Source organism: Paenibacillus sp. JNUCC 34 (assembly GCF_058269055.1).
In genome coordinates, this window is sequence record NZ_CM177770.1 from 29,998 (window position 1) to 45,850 (window position 15,853).

At 45.9% G+C, this 15,853-nt stretch carries 14 protein-coding genes; all 14 read left to right on the plus strand.

Going from position 1 to position 15,853, the window contains the following annotated elements; all coding sequences use genetic code 11:
* Positions 1-204 precede the first annotated feature (204 nt).
* The 14 genes from AC2TF5_RS00150 (at position 205) to AC2TF5_RS00215 (ending at position 15,746) form a co-directional block, all read left to right on the plus strand.
* Entirely contained in the window at positions 205-1,971 is a 1,767-nt protein-coding gene (locus AC2TF5_RS00150; protein WP_491300292.1) for an ABC transporter substrate-binding protein, read from the plus strand.
* Between the two features lie 66 nt (positions 1,972-2,037).
* Positions 2,038-3,000 (plus strand): ABC transporter permease, encoded by a 963-nt coding sequence (locus tag AC2TF5_RS00155; RefSeq protein WP_491300293.1) that lies wholly within the window; start codon positions 2,038-2,040, stop codon positions 2,998-3,000.
* A 12-nt stretch (positions 3,001-3,012) separates the two neighbouring features.
* Complete coding sequence (gene opp4C, locus AC2TF5_RS00160; protein WP_491300294.1) at positions 3,013-3,936, plus strand: oligopeptide ABC transporter permease; 924 nt, start codon at positions 3,013-3,015, stop codon at positions 3,934-3,936.
* Positions 3,937-3,947: 11 nt separating this feature from the next.
* A complete protein-coding gene (locus tag AC2TF5_RS00165) occupies positions 3,948-4,925 on the plus strand; it encodes an ABC transporter ATP-binding protein (RefSeq protein WP_491300295.1) in 978 nt (325 codons plus the stop codon).
* Positions 4,922-5,887, plus strand: a complete 966-nt coding sequence (locus AC2TF5_RS00170; RefSeq protein WP_491300296.1) for an ABC transporter ATP-binding protein — start codon at positions 4,922-4,924, stop codon at positions 5,885-5,887. Before AC2TF5_RS00165 ends, AC2TF5_RS00170 begins: the two co-directional genes overlap by 4 nt.
* A gap of 167 nt (positions 5,888-6,054) precedes the next feature.
* A complete protein-coding gene (locus AC2TF5_RS00175) occupies positions 6,055-7,038 on the plus strand; it encodes a D-alanyl-D-alanine carboxypeptidase family protein (RefSeq protein ID WP_491300297.1) in 984 nt (327 codons plus the stop codon).
* Positions 7,039-7,296: 258 nt separating this feature from the next.
* Positions 7,297-8,280: an LCP family protein gene (locus tag AC2TF5_RS00180; protein WP_491300298.1), complete on the plus strand. Its 984-nt coding sequence runs from the start codon at positions 7,297-7,299 to the stop codon at positions 8,278-8,280.
* 260 nt (positions 8,281-8,540) lie between these two features.
* The gene (locus AC2TF5_RS00185; protein ID WP_491300299.1) at positions 8,541-8,978 is read left to right on the plus strand and encodes a CBS domain-containing protein; all 438 of its coding nucleotides are present in this window, start codon (positions 8,541-8,543) and stop codon (positions 8,976-8,978) included.
* Between the two features lie 181 nt (positions 8,979-9,159).
* The gene (locus tag AC2TF5_RS00190; protein ID WP_208920954.1) at positions 9,160-9,462 is read left to right on the plus strand and encodes a MazG-like family protein; all 303 of its coding nucleotides are present in this window, start codon (positions 9,160-9,162) and stop codon (positions 9,460-9,462) included.
* A 4-nt stretch (positions 9,463-9,466) separates the two neighbouring features.
* Positions 9,467-10,384, plus strand: coding sequence for a DUF2232 domain-containing protein (locus AC2TF5_RS00195; RefSeq protein WP_491300300.1), 918 nt, complete (start codon positions 9,467-9,469; stop codon positions 10,382-10,384).
* A gap of 11 nt (positions 10,385-10,395) precedes the next feature.
* Complete coding sequence (locus AC2TF5_RS00200) at positions 10,396-12,387, plus strand: DHH family phosphoesterase (RefSeq protein WP_491300301.1); 1,992 nt, start codon at positions 10,396-10,398, stop codon at positions 12,385-12,387.
* Positions 12,384-12,827 carry a 50S ribosomal protein L9 gene (rplI, locus tag AC2TF5_RS00205; protein ID WP_491300302.1) on the plus strand — a complete coding sequence of 148 codons (444 nt, stop codon included), beginning with the start codon at positions 12,384-12,386 and terminating at the stop codon, positions 12,825-12,827. Before AC2TF5_RS00200 ends, rplI begins: the two co-directional genes overlap by 4 nt.
* A 1-nt stretch (position 12,828) precedes the next feature.
* Positions 12,829-14,193, plus strand: coding sequence for a replicative DNA helicase (dnaB, locus tag AC2TF5_RS00210; RefSeq protein WP_491300303.1), 1,365 nt, complete (start codon positions 12,829-12,831; stop codon positions 14,191-14,193).
* 266 nt (positions 14,194-14,459) lie between these two features.
* Positions 14,460-15,746, plus strand: coding sequence for an adenylosuccinate synthase (locus tag AC2TF5_RS00215; RefSeq protein ID WP_491300304.1), 1,287 nt, complete (start codon positions 14,460-14,462; stop codon positions 15,744-15,746).
* Positions 15,747-15,853: the final 107 nt, after the last annotated feature.

Below are 15,853 nucleotides of genomic sequence, written 5' to 3' on the forward strand. Positions count from 1 at the left end.
TCATAACATTAATTTTACAGAGATGAAGATATTGTTAGAGACTTTGGTACTAAATTGACCAATGGTATATTTTTTGGAAGATTTCAATACTTTTAACTATCATGCTACTGAACATCCTAGATCACTAACCTGTAATTATTTAAGGATGATTTCTAAATTATCCTAATAATTTATAAGCAACATTATTTTAGAAGGAGGATTAGCATGAAAAAAAGAATGTCGCTATTGCTGGTAATTATGTTATTTGCCATTTCTGTACTGGCAGCATGTTCCGGCGGCAAGACCGATGAGCCAAAACAAGGGGAAGAAGCAGGTCAAGAAACACCGAAAACTGAAGAGGGTAAAGATAAAGAAGAAGCACCCGCTGCAGAAGGTGAAAATGAAAGCGAGGGATATTTTGAAGCAACAGATCCATCCAAGAACACTTCAGCGGCTAAAAACCGTAAAGACACAATTATTATTGGTATGACAGCTCCTAAGGGTGTATTCAACCCGTTTTATCGGCAGACAGTATATGACAGATATGTTGTAGACGCTGTATTCGATGCATGGCTCGTTCTTGCGGAAGACGGAACGTATGAAAACCGTCTCGCAGAGAAAATTGAAGTTTCTGAAGACAAGAAGAAGTATACGTTTACACTGAAGCAAGGTGTTAAGTACACGGACGGAACTCCTGTTACCGTTAAAGACTATGCATTTGCACTGAAAGTTCTTCATGACAGTAGCTATGATGGTCAATCCGATATCCATAAAGTGAATATTAAAGGCGGTAAAGAGTATTTCGAAGGTACAGCAAATGAAATCTCCGGCGTTAAGATCATTGATGATTACAACATCGAAATCGAAGTTACAGAACCAAATGCATTGACGAAAGATGACCTGGGGACGATCTATTTAACCCCTGAATCTTACTATGGTAAGGACTACAAGCAAGGCCATCTGGAGTATATGAAAGATCTGCACGCGAAGCCAATTGGCAGCGGTCAGTATTCTTTAAAGAGCTTCTCTCCAGGGCAAGAAGTTGTATTCGAAGCTAACCCAGATTATTTCTTGGGCGCACCAAAAGTGAAAAACCTCATTTACAAAACCACAACAGAAGAAACCAGAATGGCTATGTTAAAGTCTGGTGAAATTGATGTTGATATGGTAACTGTAGACGAGGACACTGTTGAAGAATTGAAATCTTACGGTTTCTTGGATCTGAATATTTTCCGAACTAACGGGTACGGATATATTGCACTGAACCATAAAGATCCTAAATTCCAAGATCAAAAGGTTCGTCAAGCGCTTGTATATGGTCTTAATCGTGCTGAAATCGTAGAAATCAAGTATGGTCCATACGGTAACGCGATTAATATTCCTCAGACCAGCTTGTCTTGGGCTTACACAGATGAAGGTATTGAAACATACGATTTCGACACAGAGAAAGCGAAACAACTCTTGGATGAAGCTGGCTGGGCTCCAGGCGCAGACGGTATCCGTACGAAAGACGGAGTTAAATTTGAAATCCATTTCTCCGCTACAGCTGACAACCCAGTTGTAGACGCTCTGATTCCAGTTATGACTCAGAACTATCAAGAACTTGGTATTAAACTGATTTCCGAGACACTGGATTTCAACGCAATCATGGATAAGAAAGACAAAGGCGATTTCGATATGTTCTTTGCAGCTTGGGGCTTGACTCCGGATCCAGATTCCACTGTATATATTACAGGCGGGTCACAGAATGATATCGGATACTCCAACAAAGAGGTAGACAAGTACAACAAAGAAGGTCTAGCAACTATGGATCTCGAAGCACGTAAGGAAGCTTACAAGAAGATGTACCAAGAGATGAACAAAGATATCCCAGATATCTTGCTATATCAAAGACGTGATATGTGGGCTATTAACGAGAGAGTTAAAGACCTTGTTATCACACCATACAAATACTTTACGCTTGATCTGTATAAAGTTGGATTGGAACAATAACAACCGGAGAAATATGCTCAGCTCGCGAGAGCTGGGCATATCCACTTATATGCCAGGAGGAATAATATGAAGCAATACATTATTCGGAGGCTGCTGCAGATCATTCCGACCTTGATCGGGATATCTATTATTGTCTTTGCGATTTCCGCGTTGGTTCCAGGTGATTATATTACGGCTCAAGACAACCCGAACATGTCCGCAGAAAGAGCGGCTCAGCTTCGGGCCATTTACGGTTTAGACAAACCTCCAGTAGAGCGTTACTTTACTTGGGTCGGGAATATGGTACAAGGAAACATGGGAGACTCCCTTCAGCACAAGCAGCCCGTTACAACCGTTATAGGAAATTATGTCTGGAATTCATTTATTATCGCGTTTTGCAGTTTGATGTTAAGCTGGATTATTGCTATTTTTGCAGGTGTTCTTTCTGCAAAATTCCAATATTCCTTTTTTGATAAGCTGGTTACATTGATCGTATTTTTGTGTATGTCGCTCCCATCTTTCTTTATCGGACTACTTCTCATTAAGATTTTTGCCTTGGATCTCGGGTGGTTACCTGTCGGCGGCATGAAAACAGCTGGTTTGGAAGCTACAGGATGGGCATACATTGTTGACGTTGCCAAGCATGGATTCTTGCCAATTGTCGTATTGACAATGCTGAGTACAGGCAGCTTGACTCGTTATTTCCGTACCAGCATGCTGGAAGTGATCCGTCAGGATTATATTCGTACAGCACGGGCCAAGGGATTAAAAGAGCGGACAGTCATATTCAAGCATGCGCTTCGTAATGCGATGCTTCCGGCTATTACGTTGATGGGCTTTGAGCTGCCTGCACTTTTCGGCGGAGCCATCATCTTGGAGAAGATCTTCATATGGCCAGGGATTGGTCAGGTTTATCTAGAATCGATCGGCATGCGTGACTATCCGTTTATGCTCGGGTTTACGTTGTTTACAGCTGCTCTGACACTCGTTGGTAACCTGATCTCTGATGTGTTGTACGGAACGGCTGATCCAAGAATTCGCTTAAAGTAGGAGGAGATTCATTTGTCCGTTGAGGCTGCACCAATAAAAACGAATCTACAAGTTCCGAAGAAGCAGCCGGATTCCCCATGGCGAATGGCGATTCGCCGGTTCGCACGAAACCGACTGGCTTTAATAGGACTTATTATTTTGATATTTATGTTTCTACTATGCTTTATTGGACCGCTATTCTCGCCTTATTCACTCTATGAATATAGCGTAATAGATAAGAACCTGGCACCAAGTGCAGAGCATTGGCTCGGTACGGATAAGCTGGGCCGTGATATCTTGCTTCGGATGATGCTGGCAGGAAGAATTTCACTTACGGTTGGTCTGGTAGCTACTGGTATTTCCGTAGTTATCGGTTCTACACTGGGTGCACTTGCCGGTTTTTACCGCAAGGGCGTAGATACACTTATTATGCGTATCGCTGATGTTTTCTTGGCTATGCCGTCTCTTCCAATCCTCATTATCATGGGTGCGGTATTGTCTGACCTTAAGGTTGAACCAGGAAACCGTATTTATTTCCTAATGCTTATGATCGGTCTGCTAGGATGGAGCAGTCTTTCAAGACTTGTGCGCGGTCAAATCTTGGCGCTTCGTGAGCAGGAATTTATGCAGGCAACGGAAGCGCTGGGCCTTCGGGACCGTCGTAAAATTTTCCGCCATCTGCTGCCGAATACCGTACCGATTATTATCGTATCCGCTACGTTGGGTGTGGCCGGAGCTATTCTTTACGAATCGGCTCTCAGCTTTCTCGGCATCGGGGTTGTTCCACCGACTCCGTCATGGGGTAACATGATTTCGGCTGCCAATAATATGATTGACTTCAATAAGAGACCGTGGCTGTGGATTCCACCAGGTATGTGTATTCTTATTACCGTTGTAGCGATCAACCTGATCGGCGACGGACTTCGCGACGCACTTGACCCTAAAATGAAGAAGTAGGAGATGCGATAATGGCTAAAGAATTAGTAGAATTCCGCAATTTAAAAACGCATTTTCATACCTCCGCAGGTATCGTGAAAGCCGTTGACGATGTCAGCTTTAAGATTCGCGAAGGCGAGACGCTGTGTGTAGTCGGTGAATCAGGCTGCGGAAAAAGTGTGACGGCTATGTCACTAATGCGTTTGGTTGATGTACCTCCAGTTGGGGGAGAGATCGTATTCGAAGGTAAAGATCTTCTTAAAATGAACAAACGGGATATGAGCATGATTCGTGGTAACGAGATCGCGATGATCTTTCAGGAGCCGATGACTTCCTTGAATCCCGTATTAACGATCGGGGAGCAAATTGCCGAGCCGATCATTCTTCACCAACTGGTTGACCGTAAGGAAGCACGTAAACGTGCAATTGAACTGATTAATCTTGTTGGAATCCCTCGTGCTGAGAAAATTTATGAATCGTATCCACATGAACTCAGTGGTGGTATGCGCCAACGGATTATGATCGCGATTGCGCTCAGCTGTAATCCAAAACTGCTCATTGCCGACGAGCCGACAACGGCACTTGATGTTACGATTCAGGCACAAATTCTGGACTTGATGCGTGATATTAAGAAAAAATTCAACACTTCTATCATGTTGATTACGCATGACCTTGGAGTCGTGGCGGAAATGGCCGATTATGTAGTTGTTATGTATGCCGGTAAAGTAATTGAAGAGGCTCCTGTTATTGAGCTGTTCCAGAACCCGAAGCATCCGTACACTAAAGGACTTTTAAAGGCCAAGCCAATCATTAACCAAAAACAGGACCGTTTGTACTCGATACCGGGGCAAGTACCTAATCCGATTGAGCTCGGTAATAACTGCCATTTCCACGACAGATGCGAGTCTTGCATGAATATTTGTGTTGAGAAAGAACCTCCGCTTGGCATCGATCCTAACGGTCATAAGGTTGCATGCTGGCTGTACGAAGAGGAGGGGCAAGCGAAATGAGTCAAGCGTTAATTGAAGTTACTGATCTGAAGAAATATTTCCCCATTACGGGTGGTGTGTTCTCGCGGACGGTTGGAAACGTAAAAGCCGTTGACGGCGTAAGCTTTTCGATTAATCGCGGTGAGTCCTTTGGACTCGTTGGAGAATCAGGCTGTGGGAAAAGTACCATTGGTCGTACGATTCTTCGCCTGCTTGAGAAAACGGATGGACAAGTTGTTTTTAATGGCCAGGACATCCATAAATTATCTAAAGAGAAGATGCGCGCAATGCGTCCTAAAATGCAAATTGTATTTCAGGATCCGTTCAGCTCACTCAACCCGAGAATTAAGGTGGGGGATGCGATCGGAGAGGCGCTTCTCGATCACGGGCTTGTCGATCGTAAAGATTTGAAGGCTCGCGTTATTGAAACGTTGGAGATTTGCGGATTGTCCGGTTATCACTATGACCGGTTCCCGCATGAATTTTCAGGTGGGCAGCGTCAGCGGATCGGTATCGCGCGGGCATTGATCCTGAATCCGGATTTCATCGTAGCCGATGAACCGGTATCCGCACTTGACGTATCCATTCAAGCGCAGATTATCAATCTGCTAAGTGACCTTCAAAGAGAGAAACAGCTCACTTATCTGTTCATCTCTCATGATCTCAGTGTTGTAGAACACTTATGTAACCGTATCGGTGTTATGTACCTGGGGTCCATGGTAGAGATGGCAAGCAAGGAAGAATTGTTCCGGAATCCGCTTCACCCGTACACGAAAGCTCTTCTTTCGGCAATTCCGGTTCCGGATCCAACCATTAAGCGGGATCGAATCGTTTTGAAGGGTGATATTCCAAGTCCGGCAAATCCTCCATCAGGTTGTAAATTCCATACCCGTTGTCCTCTTGCATCTGATTTGTGCAAACAACAGGTACCGGAGTACCGTAACATGGGTGACGATCACTATGTAGCTTGTCATTATGTATAATACAACCCAAATAAATATCTATTATTAGAAAAAACGGCGACAGGGAAACCTATTCGCTGTTTTTTTAAAAATAAGTATTAACATCGGAGTAAAAAAATAAAAAAAATTCGAAAAAATTGCAGACCAAACGGCCCTTTCATACGTCTAATACTATGGAGGGCTTACATATGAAAAAACGCTGGTTATGGTATGTGATGGGTATACTTATTATGATTCCTATAGGTTTGGTCATTGCAATGAATATAGAACGAATCGGTATTAAACCGGAAGTGGAAGCCAAGGCGGTTGTGCTGATGGATTTGAATACAGGTCGTATTCTTTATAGTCAAAATAGTGATGTGCCTCTGCCTCCCGCAAGTATGTCAAAATTGATGACCGAACTGATCATTTTGGATAAAATCAAAGATGGAACCCATAGTTGGGATGAAAAGGTGAGAATTAGCGAGTATGCAAGCAATGTGGGCGGAGTGCGGTTATCTCTGAATGAAGGAGAGGAGCTTACTGTACGTGAGTTGTTCCAAAGCATGGCTTTATACTCCGCTAATGACGCGGCAGTAGCGCTCGCTGAACATTTTGCCGGCTCAGAGGGTGATTTTGTTAAACAAATGAATCTTAAAGCGAAGGAACTTCAGCTTTCAAGTCAAACCTATTTCGTTAACGCGTCAGGCTTGGAAAACGGCGGTACAGGATCTGACCGGAAGCTGGATCTTAGAAGAGAGACCCGCATGACAGCCGCAGATACGGCAAAACTTGCAGCTCATCTGATCAACTGCCATCCTGATATTTTGAATACATCAAGCAAGACACAGATGAAGCTGAAGGGCCGGGATCTGTATTTGAGTACGACGAATTGGATGCTTCCTTCTCTTGCGGGTCCTTATTCGTATGAAGGGACAGACGGTCTAAAAACAGGGTATACAGTGAATGCTGGTTATTGCTTCACCGGAACGGCAGAAAAAGGCGGGAGCCGCCTCATAGCCGTTGTCCTAGGGACCAAAAGTAAGGAAGCGCGGTTTGTAGAAACCCGAAAGTTATTTGATTATGGATTTTCCAAAACATTAACTCTGAAAGAGCGGCTGAATGATTGGTTCCATGTACGGGTACCTTCGGCTGCTTTTTCTTCGTTAAATGGGATAGATAAACTCTTTTAATATGGCTCTCACATAATTGGTAGTTTTATAGAACTGTTGACTTGGACTTCACACAGAGCGTGCCTCTGGTTTACAATAGACTATATGCTGCTACTGCCCTGCGTTAAAAAACAGGGCTTCGGTCATGCGTCAATAGTACACGCATAGCCGTTAAATAAGGGAAGGAGGCGAGCCAAACGGCAGCAGATACTTCCGCTATCTTTGGTTTATCTCATACAAATACGTTTTTTATTTTATAAAAAAGAAGGAATCTATCCCATGAAGAGGAAAACATTATATATTGCCCTTGCTGCAGTTGTGTTGATAGGTAGCTTGGGTTATCTATTTCGGGCACAGCTCGCGATAGTGGCATTTGATTTGTTTATGTCGGAGAAGGTGGAGAGCTCGCTGCAAAAGTCGTACAAACCGCTGCAGAGCGATCAAACGCCTCAGCCTGTAGTACTTCAGAGTGAGCCGTTTAGTGTCATGCTGATAGGTAGTGACCAGCGCGAGGATGAGCCTGCCCGTTCCGATACGATGATATTGGCGGTGGTACGTCCTAAAGAATCCAATGTACTGCTAGTTTCTATTCCTCGTGATACGTACGTGGATATTATCGGTAAAGATAAGAAGGATAAGATTAACCATGCCTTTGCTTTTGGCGGTCATCAGATGGCTAAAGATACGATGGAGGCCTTCCTTGATGAAGAAATCGACTATTATGCGTCAATCAATTTTCAAGGCTTAAAGGATGTTGTCGACGCGATGGGCGGTGTAGAGCTGCCAATTGGTAAGGATATTGTAAACAAAGGGAAAGACCACGAGAAATTCACTGTGGAAGCCAATAAACCGATTTATTCGGGTGAGGAAGCGCTGAACTACGTGCGTTATCGGGAAGATAGTGATTTTAACCGGACGAAGCGTCAACAGGTGTTTCTGGATGCGGCAGCCAAGCGGTTGATGCAGATTGATCAAATCGGGAAAGTGCCTGACTTGATTGACATTATGGGTGATAATTTCCAAACGGACATGCAACCCAAGTTTATTATTGACCTGGCAAAGCAGTTGTTAATCGGGGGCAAACCGGAAATGACCAGCTTTACTATTATGGGTGAAGGCATGAGATTGAACGGTGTTTATTACAATGATGCCAATGATGAAGATGTTATGGAAGCCCGTAAGATGATAGATAACTGGATGGATCCAGCAACCCCTGAAGCCCAACTTATGAAGCCGGAGAATTCTGAGAATACGGAGAAATAAAGCAAGCGAACTCACGAATATATCATAGACTCCGGAATTCCGGATCGGACAATAGTATCAAAACTCAATCAGCAGTCCGGATTGTCTGGCTGCTGATTTTGTGTCCTTCATGAAACAGTTATCGTCTGTTTACGTATGTATTTATAAAGCGTTTGCAAAAATGCTCATGAAGTACATGTTTAGCAGCATAGCTATCTAATGACACATCATTATTTTATTGACGGGCCTCACGCTTACGCTCATAAGGAGGATTCATAACTATGAATATCGCGTTTTTTTTGCTGCCGAAACAGGAAGTCATCTGTTTAACGATGGATTCCACACTGCGGCAGACGCTAGAGCGGATGGAATATCATCGTTATACTGCCGTGCCGGTATTGGATAAGAACGGACAGTATGCCGGTACGGTGACAGAGGGCGATCTATTGTGGCACATGAAAAACTCGGATGGAAAAATTACATTTGAGAGTGCATCGAAATTTTTGCTAAAAGACGTTCCGCTTTGTATGAATATCAAACCTGTATCCATTGAGGCAAATATGGAGGATTTGATCAACCTGGCCAAGGTACAGAACTTCGTACCCGTTGTAGACGATATGAATCGGTTTATCGGCATCGTTAGACGGAGCCAAATTATTGAATACTGTGAGAAATTTGTATCCAGAGAGGAAACATTGGAGTCTCATGGGGCATCCTAAGACATGATTGTCTGCCGGTTATCAAAGCATCAGGCCTGCCGTCGCTTTATTTGCGAAGCAGGCCTGTTCTGCCGAAAGGTTTGGGACGGCCTTGCTACCGGGCCCTTTTGTGTGGGGAACGGGCTTTTATGCTATAATGGAGAATAAAGCTTTTTTCAGGGAGAGATGGGACTTGTCAAACATGCCGAAGGATTTGGATGTGGCTAAACGCGCCAAGGTAATTGAGTGGCTTAAGACCGAAGTGGTTGATAACGTATCCCGATTGTTCAAAGCGCTGTGGGAGGGAAGCACAGCAAAAGTGGGCGACAGCTTGGCCAGCTTGATGATGAGTTCCTACATACTAGGCCGTAGACTTGGCATGTCATATCGGGATTTAGATGATCTCTTGATTGAAAAGTTGAAAAAGCATAAGCAAGAAGGACATCAGTTGGAAGATTGGTATCAGGATATTTCCACGCTAGAAGAACATTTGCGTAAGAGGTGAACACATGAAACAGCGTTGGACAACAGTGGTTTGGAGCGTTATTTATTTGCTTCTGCTGCTCTCTCTACTTACACCATTTTCGATTGTAACCGCACTTCTTCTGATTCTGCCGGTTGCAATTCTCTTCACGGTACTAAATGTAAAATCGTTTATTCTACACCTGGCACCCGTCTGGCTGGCGGTAGCCCTAATTCATCCAATATACGCGATGCTCGCGGCTTATTTCTTGATTCCGGGACTCGTTATGGGGTATCGGTACCGGAAGCGGGCTCCAGCCATGCGCGTCCTGAAATACGGCATGTCAGCCATGCTATTGGAAATGTTGCTGCTGCTTATGATCGGAACAGCCTTTTTCCAGCTTAACCTGTCAGAATATGTGGATGAAATTGTACAGATGACGACAGCGCCATTAGAACAGATGGGAGTTAACAGTGGACTGGCCGGTCAGATGGTATGGACCCAAGAAAATACAGACGCTTTGAGTGAGAGAACGATGCGCATGGTTCCTTTTGCGTTAATTATTAGCTCTTTCTTGATGACGGTTGTGACGCATGCTTTGGCCCGTCCGATTCTGAATAGTATGGGTATCTCGGTGCCTGCACTTAAGAAGGCGCGTGAGTGGATGCTGCCCCGTTCTTTGATCTGGTATTATCTGATCATTTGGATTATGAGTGTAGCAAGTAAGGATTCAGGTGGCGGCTTCGTGGAGATGATTGTGATCAATGCCATGCCGTTGCTGCAGATATGCTTCATGATTCAGGCACTCGGATTTTTCTTTTATCTTACACATCAGAAGAAATGGCATCCGGTTGTTCCGTTTCTTGCGGCTATTCCGATTGTGTTGTTCCCGCCGATGATTATCCTCGGTATTTTGGACCTGGCGTTCCCACTGCGGCAGTCAATTGGTAAAAAAAATGGATAGGGTGATTAGTCATGCCTAAATTTCTGCAGAAACGCTGGCACGGCTATCATACCGTCTGGGCGTTTGCGCTGGTGCTAGTGCTTGTTATCTTTCTGTCTTTTTATAACACTTGGCTCGGTATCATCGGTCTGCTGCTTGCAATTTTTAGCGGCTATGCGATGCTAAAGGCAGAGATGAAGTTCCGCAGTGACTTGGTGGAGTATATTGGCGATCTATCGTTTCGTATACGACGAGTCGAGGGCGAGGCGGTCAGTGTTCTTCCATTCGGAATTGTGCTGTACAGTGAGGATAAGACGGTAGAGTGGCATAATCAGTTCGTTGTGAATATGTTCCCTCATCAAACATTGGTGGGTTTGCCGCTAAATGAGCTGTTTCCCAAGCTCACGGATGCTATGCGGGAAAAGAAGGACTCCAGAGAGGGATGTCCGAAGGAATTGCGGCTTGAACTATGCCATGATGATAAATATTATGGGGCTACCGTTATACCGGAAGAGAGACTTATTTACCTGGATGAGATCACGGAGCTTGTCGTACTGCGTCAACGTTATGAGGATGAACGGCTTGCCCTTGGTATTTTGATGATGGATAACGTTGATGAAGCGGCTCAGGGGATGGATGATCAGCAGCGTACCGCGCTCTTGGCCAAGGTGAGCAGTGAAGTTACGGATTGGGCTCGCGAGTTCAATATTTATCTACGGAGACTTTCCTCTGAGCGTTTCCTGATGATGCTGAACAAGAAATCTTTGGATGCTCTTGAGAACAGCAGATTTCTTATTCTCGATGAAGTCCGGGAAATGACTGCTGATCTGAAAGTGCCGCTGACACTAAGTGTAGGGCTTGCCTTTGGTTCGGAAGATGTAACAGAGCTTGGCCAGTTGGCCCAGTCGAGTCTTGACATGGCTCTCGGACGCGGAGGTGATCAGGCGGCAGTAAAGGCCGGTCAGCGGCTGTCTTTTTATGGCGGAAAGTCAAACGCTGTAGAGAAGCGAACCCGAGTTCGTGCACGTGTGATTTCACATGCGCTGCGTGATCTGATGCAGGAGAGCGACCGTGTTATCATCATGGGACACAAAATGCCGGATATGGATGTCATCGGAGCTTCAATTGGGGTGCTGAAAGCAGCTCAGCTGTATAAGGTGGAGGCCCATATCGTACTGGAAGGGGTAAATCCTTCGGTGCGGCGGATTATGGATGAGGTCCGCAAGGACGAGAATCTGATGAGCCGGTTTATCTCACCGGAGCAGGCGATGCAGATGCTGACTCAGCATACGCTGCTTGTTGTGGTTGATACCCATAAAGCATCGATGACGATGGAGCCGCGGCTTGTGAAGCAGGCGAGCCGGGTTGTTGTTATTGATCATCACCGCCGAGGTGAGGAATTTATTAATGATGCTGTATTGGTGTACCTGGAGCCGTATGCTTCGTCAGCTTGTGAGCTGGTGACAGAAGTGCTTCAGTACATTCATGACCGGGTGTCATTGTCTCCGCTGGAAGCTACGGCTCTTCTCGCCGGAATCACAGTAGATACGAAGCATTATGCGCTGCATACCGGATCGCGTACGTTTGAGGCAGCAGGGTTCTTAAGACGTCATGGTGCGGACACCGCGATGATCCAGCGGGTGTTAAAAGAAGATCTGACAGAATTTATAGCTAAGGCTGAGATCGTAAAACATGCTAGAATGGTATATGGGCACGTCGCGCTCGCAGTGACGCATAAAGGTGAACAAATACCTCAGCTGCTCATTGCACAGGCAGCAGATATGCTGCTGAATATGACAGATGTTCAGGCTTCCTTTGTCATCGGCGTACGGCCTGATGGTCAGATTGGAATCAGTGCGCGGTCCATGGGCCGTATGAACGTCCAAGTCGTTATGGAACGGCTTGGTGGTGGCGGTCATCTAACGAACGCCGCAGTACAGCTGGATATGACGATTGAGGAAGCTGAAGACGCGCTGCTGGAAGTGCTGGCGGACATTGAAGCGAAAGAGGGGTTATTCGAATGAAAGTCATTTTTATTAAGGATATGAAGGGCCAAGGCAAGAAAGGCGAAGTTAAAGAGGTATCGGAAGGCTATGCAGCAAATTTCTTATTTCCGCGCGGGGTAGCTCGTCCTGCTACCGAGGGCAATATGAAAACATTGGAGCAGCAGAATGCATCCGAGCAAAAGCGTAAGCAGCAGGAGAAGGATGAGGCTGTCGCTCTCGGTAAACAGCTTGAGGAAATGACTATTACCGTGAAAGCGAAGTCCGGTGAAGGCGGGCGCCTGTTCGGTGCAATTACAAGCAAGCAAATCGCAGAAACTTTAGCTGCAAATAAGATTAAGATCGACAAACGCAAAATTGAATTGAGTGAGCCGATTCGTCATCTGGGTGTGACCCAGGTACCTGTGAAGCTCCACCCTGAGGTCAAAGCGACACTCAAGGTTCAAATTACGGAGGAGTAAAATGGGCGGAGAACTCTATTTCGATCGGATACCTCCCCAGAACCTCGAAGCGGAGCAGGCGGTGCTTGGTGCTGTACTGCTGCAAAGCGAGGCGCTGATTACAGCGATGGAGCGGGTGCAGACCGAGGATTTCTACGATAAGACGCACCAGATGATCTACGAAGTAATGGTGCAGCTTGGAGAAGAGAACCAGCCGATCGATCTGGTGACACTCACTTCCCGGCTTCAAGATAAAGGGCAGTTAGAGGAAATCGGCGGCGTAAGTTATTTGGCCAAATTGGCCCGTGCCGTTCCCACAGCTGCCAACGTAGATTATTACGCACAAATTATCGAAGAGAAATCCATGCTCCGTCGTCTGATCCGTACGGCAACCCAGATTGTCAGTGAAGGATATACCGGGGGCGAAGATGTATCCGGTATGCTAAGTGAGGCCGAGCGGCGGATTTTGGAAATATCCAACCGCCGAACAGGCAGTGGATTTATTGCGATACGTGATGTGTTGATGGAAGTGTTCGAGAAGGTTGAGGGTCTTTACCAAAACCAGGGCAATACGACAGGGATTCCATCAGGATTCGTGGATCTGGACAAGATGACGAGCGGATTTCAGCGCAATGACTTGATTATTGTAGCTGCCCGTCCGTCGGTTGGTAAAACAGCGTTCGCGCTGAACATCGCCCAAAACGTGGCCATCCGGGCTAAAGAGACTGTGGCCATCTTCAGTTTAGAGATGTCCGCGCCTCAGCTGGTGCAGCGTATGATCTGTGCCGAAGCGAACCTCGACGCAGGGGTAATGCGTAACGGTGACTTCAAGGGTGATGAGGATTGGTCTAAGTTGACGATGGGCATTGCCGCCCTGTCGGAAGCGGAGATTTATATCGACGATACGCCAGGCGTAACTGTAGCGGATATCCGCGCCAAATGTCGCCGTCTTAAGAAGGAGAAGGGACTTGGTATGATTCTCATCGACTACCTGCAGCTCATTCACGGGCGCGGTAAGGCTGGTGAGAATCGGCAGCAGGAGGTATCGGAAATTTCTCGTACCTTGAAGCAGATTGCGCGTGAGTTAGAAGTGCCGGTTATTGCACTGTCACAGCTCAGCCGGGGCGTGGAACAGCGTCAGGATAAGCGTCCGATGATGAGTGACTTGCGGGAATCCGGTTCGATCGAGCAGGATGCCGATATCGTCGCGTTTCTGTATCGGGATGATTACTATAATCAGGAAACAGAAAAGAAGAATATCATCGAGATTATTATCGCCAAACAGCGTAACGGACCGGTAGGTACGGTAGAATTGGTATTTTTGAAGAACTTTAATAAGTTCGTCAATTATGAACGAACGCATGCCGATGCTTTTGCTGCCGGTTAGAACACCCGGATTAATCAATTTTCATAATACTTTGACATAAGCGAGGGTTATTCCTCATATAAGCTGTCCTAATCACGAACAATCGTATGCGTTAATGCATGATTGTTCGTTTTTTTATTTGACTTTGAAAAAAGGGGCTGTTAAACTTAGATTGCTGCCGAAGGGGCAGTAGTTGATAGCAGTTCATAAGAATTGAAGCCAAGTGAAATAATAGGTGAAGTGAGATAATCTAGGGTGGTTGTTAATCACCGAGCGGAGGAATGAATATGTCAACGGTAGTCGTTGTGGGAACACAATGGGGAGATGAAGGAAAAGGGAAGATCACGGATTATTTGGCGGAGAGCGCTGACGTGGTGGCCCGCTACCAGGGCGGTAATAACGCCGGCCATACCATTCTGATTGACGGTAAAAAGTTCAAACTCAGCTTGATTCCATCCGGAGTATTTTATAAAGACAAGACTTGTGTGATCGGTAACGGTATGGTTATTAACCCGGCCGCACTTATTGAAGAGATTAAATACATTCATGATAATGGATTTAGCACTGACAATTTGGTCATCAGTGACCGCGCGCATGTCATCATGCCTTACCATATGGTACTCGATGCACTTGAGGAAGACCGTAAAGGCCCTAACAAGATCGGTACAACACGCAAAGGTATCGGCCCTTGCTACATGGATAAAGCGGCACGGAATGGTATCCGGATTGCTGACTTGATGGATGCTGAGGAATTCGAGCTGAAGCTGCGTCACATGATGAAAGAGAAGAATGACATCATCAAGCAGATGTACGGCGGCGAAGAGCTGGATGTCGAAGAAACGCTGACTCAGTATCTTGCTTATGCTGAAGAAATCCGCCGTTATGTACACGATACTTCCGTTGTTCTTAATGATGCAATCGATGCGGATAAAAAAGTGTTGTTCGAAGGCGCACAAGGCGTCATGCTGGACATCGATCAAGGTACGTATCCGTTCGTTACATCTTCGAACCCTTCCGCCGGCGGCGTATGTATCGGTTCTGGGGTTGGACCCTCAAAGATCCAACAGGTGATCGGTGTCGCTAAATCCTACACCACGCGTGTCGGAGACGGCCCGTTCCCGACAGAGCTGAATAACGAGACCGGCAATTATATCCGTGAAAAAGGTCATGAGTACGGTACAGTGACTGGGCGTGCACGCCGTGTGGGTTGGTTCGACAGCGTCGTTGTACGTCATGCCCGTCGTGTAAGTGGGATTACAGGTTTGTCCCTGAATTCACTTGACGTACTGAGCGGTCTGGAAACCGTGAAGATTTGCACAGCTTACAAATACCGCGGTGAGGAAATTACACATTACCCGGCAAGCCTGAAAATGCTGGCTGAGTGCGAAGCAGTGTATGAAGAGCTGCCAGGCTGGAATGAGGATATTACCGGTGCGAAGACACTGGAGGATCTGCCAGAGAACACCCGTCGTTATGTAGAGCGTGTATCCGAACTGACAGGGATTCCGATTGCGATCTTCTCCGTAGGACGGAACCGCGAACAGACAAACCAGGTCCTTCCGATTTACGAATAAGCAAGAATTGACCGCTGCCATGCAACACTAGAGGGTTTAATCGGGGTTTCACGCGGTGCGGAAAAGTAATAGAATGGATATGTTGTTTAAAGCCTGCCAGGGAATTG

Coding starts and splice junctions, on each gene's coding strand:
- AC2TF5_RS00150 (WP_491300292.1), top strand. CDS start 205: ATGAAAAAAAGAATGTCGCTATTGCTGGTAATTATGTTATTTGCCATT.
- AC2TF5_RS00155 (WP_491300293.1), top strand. CDS start 2,038: ATGAAGCAATACATTATTCGGAGGCTGCTGCAGATCATTCCGACCTTG.
- AC2TF5_RS00165 (WP_491300295.1), top strand. CDS start 3,948: ATGGCTAAAGAATTAGTAGAATTCCGCAATTTAAAAACGCATTTTCAT.
- AC2TF5_RS00170 (WP_491300296.1), top strand. CDS start 4,922: ATGAGTCAAGCGTTAATTGAAGTTACTGATCTGAAGAAATATTTCCCC.
- AC2TF5_RS00175 (WP_491300297.1), top strand. CDS start 6,055: ATGAAAAAACGCTGGTTATGGTATGTGATGGGTATACTTATTATGATT.
- AC2TF5_RS00180 (WP_491300298.1), top strand. CDS start 7,297: ATGAAGAGGAAAACATTATATATTGCCCTTGCTGCAGTTGTGTTGATA.
- AC2TF5_RS00185 (WP_491300299.1), top strand. CDS start 8,541: ATGAATATCGCGTTTTTTTTGCTGCCGAAACAGGAAGTCATCTGTTTA.
- AC2TF5_RS00190 (WP_208920954.1), top strand. CDS start 9,160: ATGCCGAAGGATTTGGATGTGGCTAAACGCGCCAAGGTAATTGAGTGG.
- AC2TF5_RS00195 (WP_491300300.1), top strand. CDS start 9,467: ATGAAACAGCGTTGGACAACAGTGGTTTGGAGCGTTATTTATTTGCTT.
- AC2TF5_RS00200 (WP_491300301.1), top strand. CDS start 10,396: ATGCCTAAATTTCTGCAGAAACGCTGGCACGGCTATCATACCGTCTGG.
- rplI (WP_491300302.1), top strand. CDS start 12,384: ATGAAAGTCATTTTTATTAAGGATATGAAGGGCCAAGGCAAGAAAGGC.
- dnaB (WP_491300303.1), top strand. CDS start 12,829: ATGGGCGGAGAACTCTATTTCGATCGGATACCTCCCCAGAACCTCGAA.
- AC2TF5_RS00215 (WP_491300304.1), top strand. CDS start 14,460: ATGTCAACGGTAGTCGTTGTGGGAACACAATGGGGAGATGAAGGAAAA.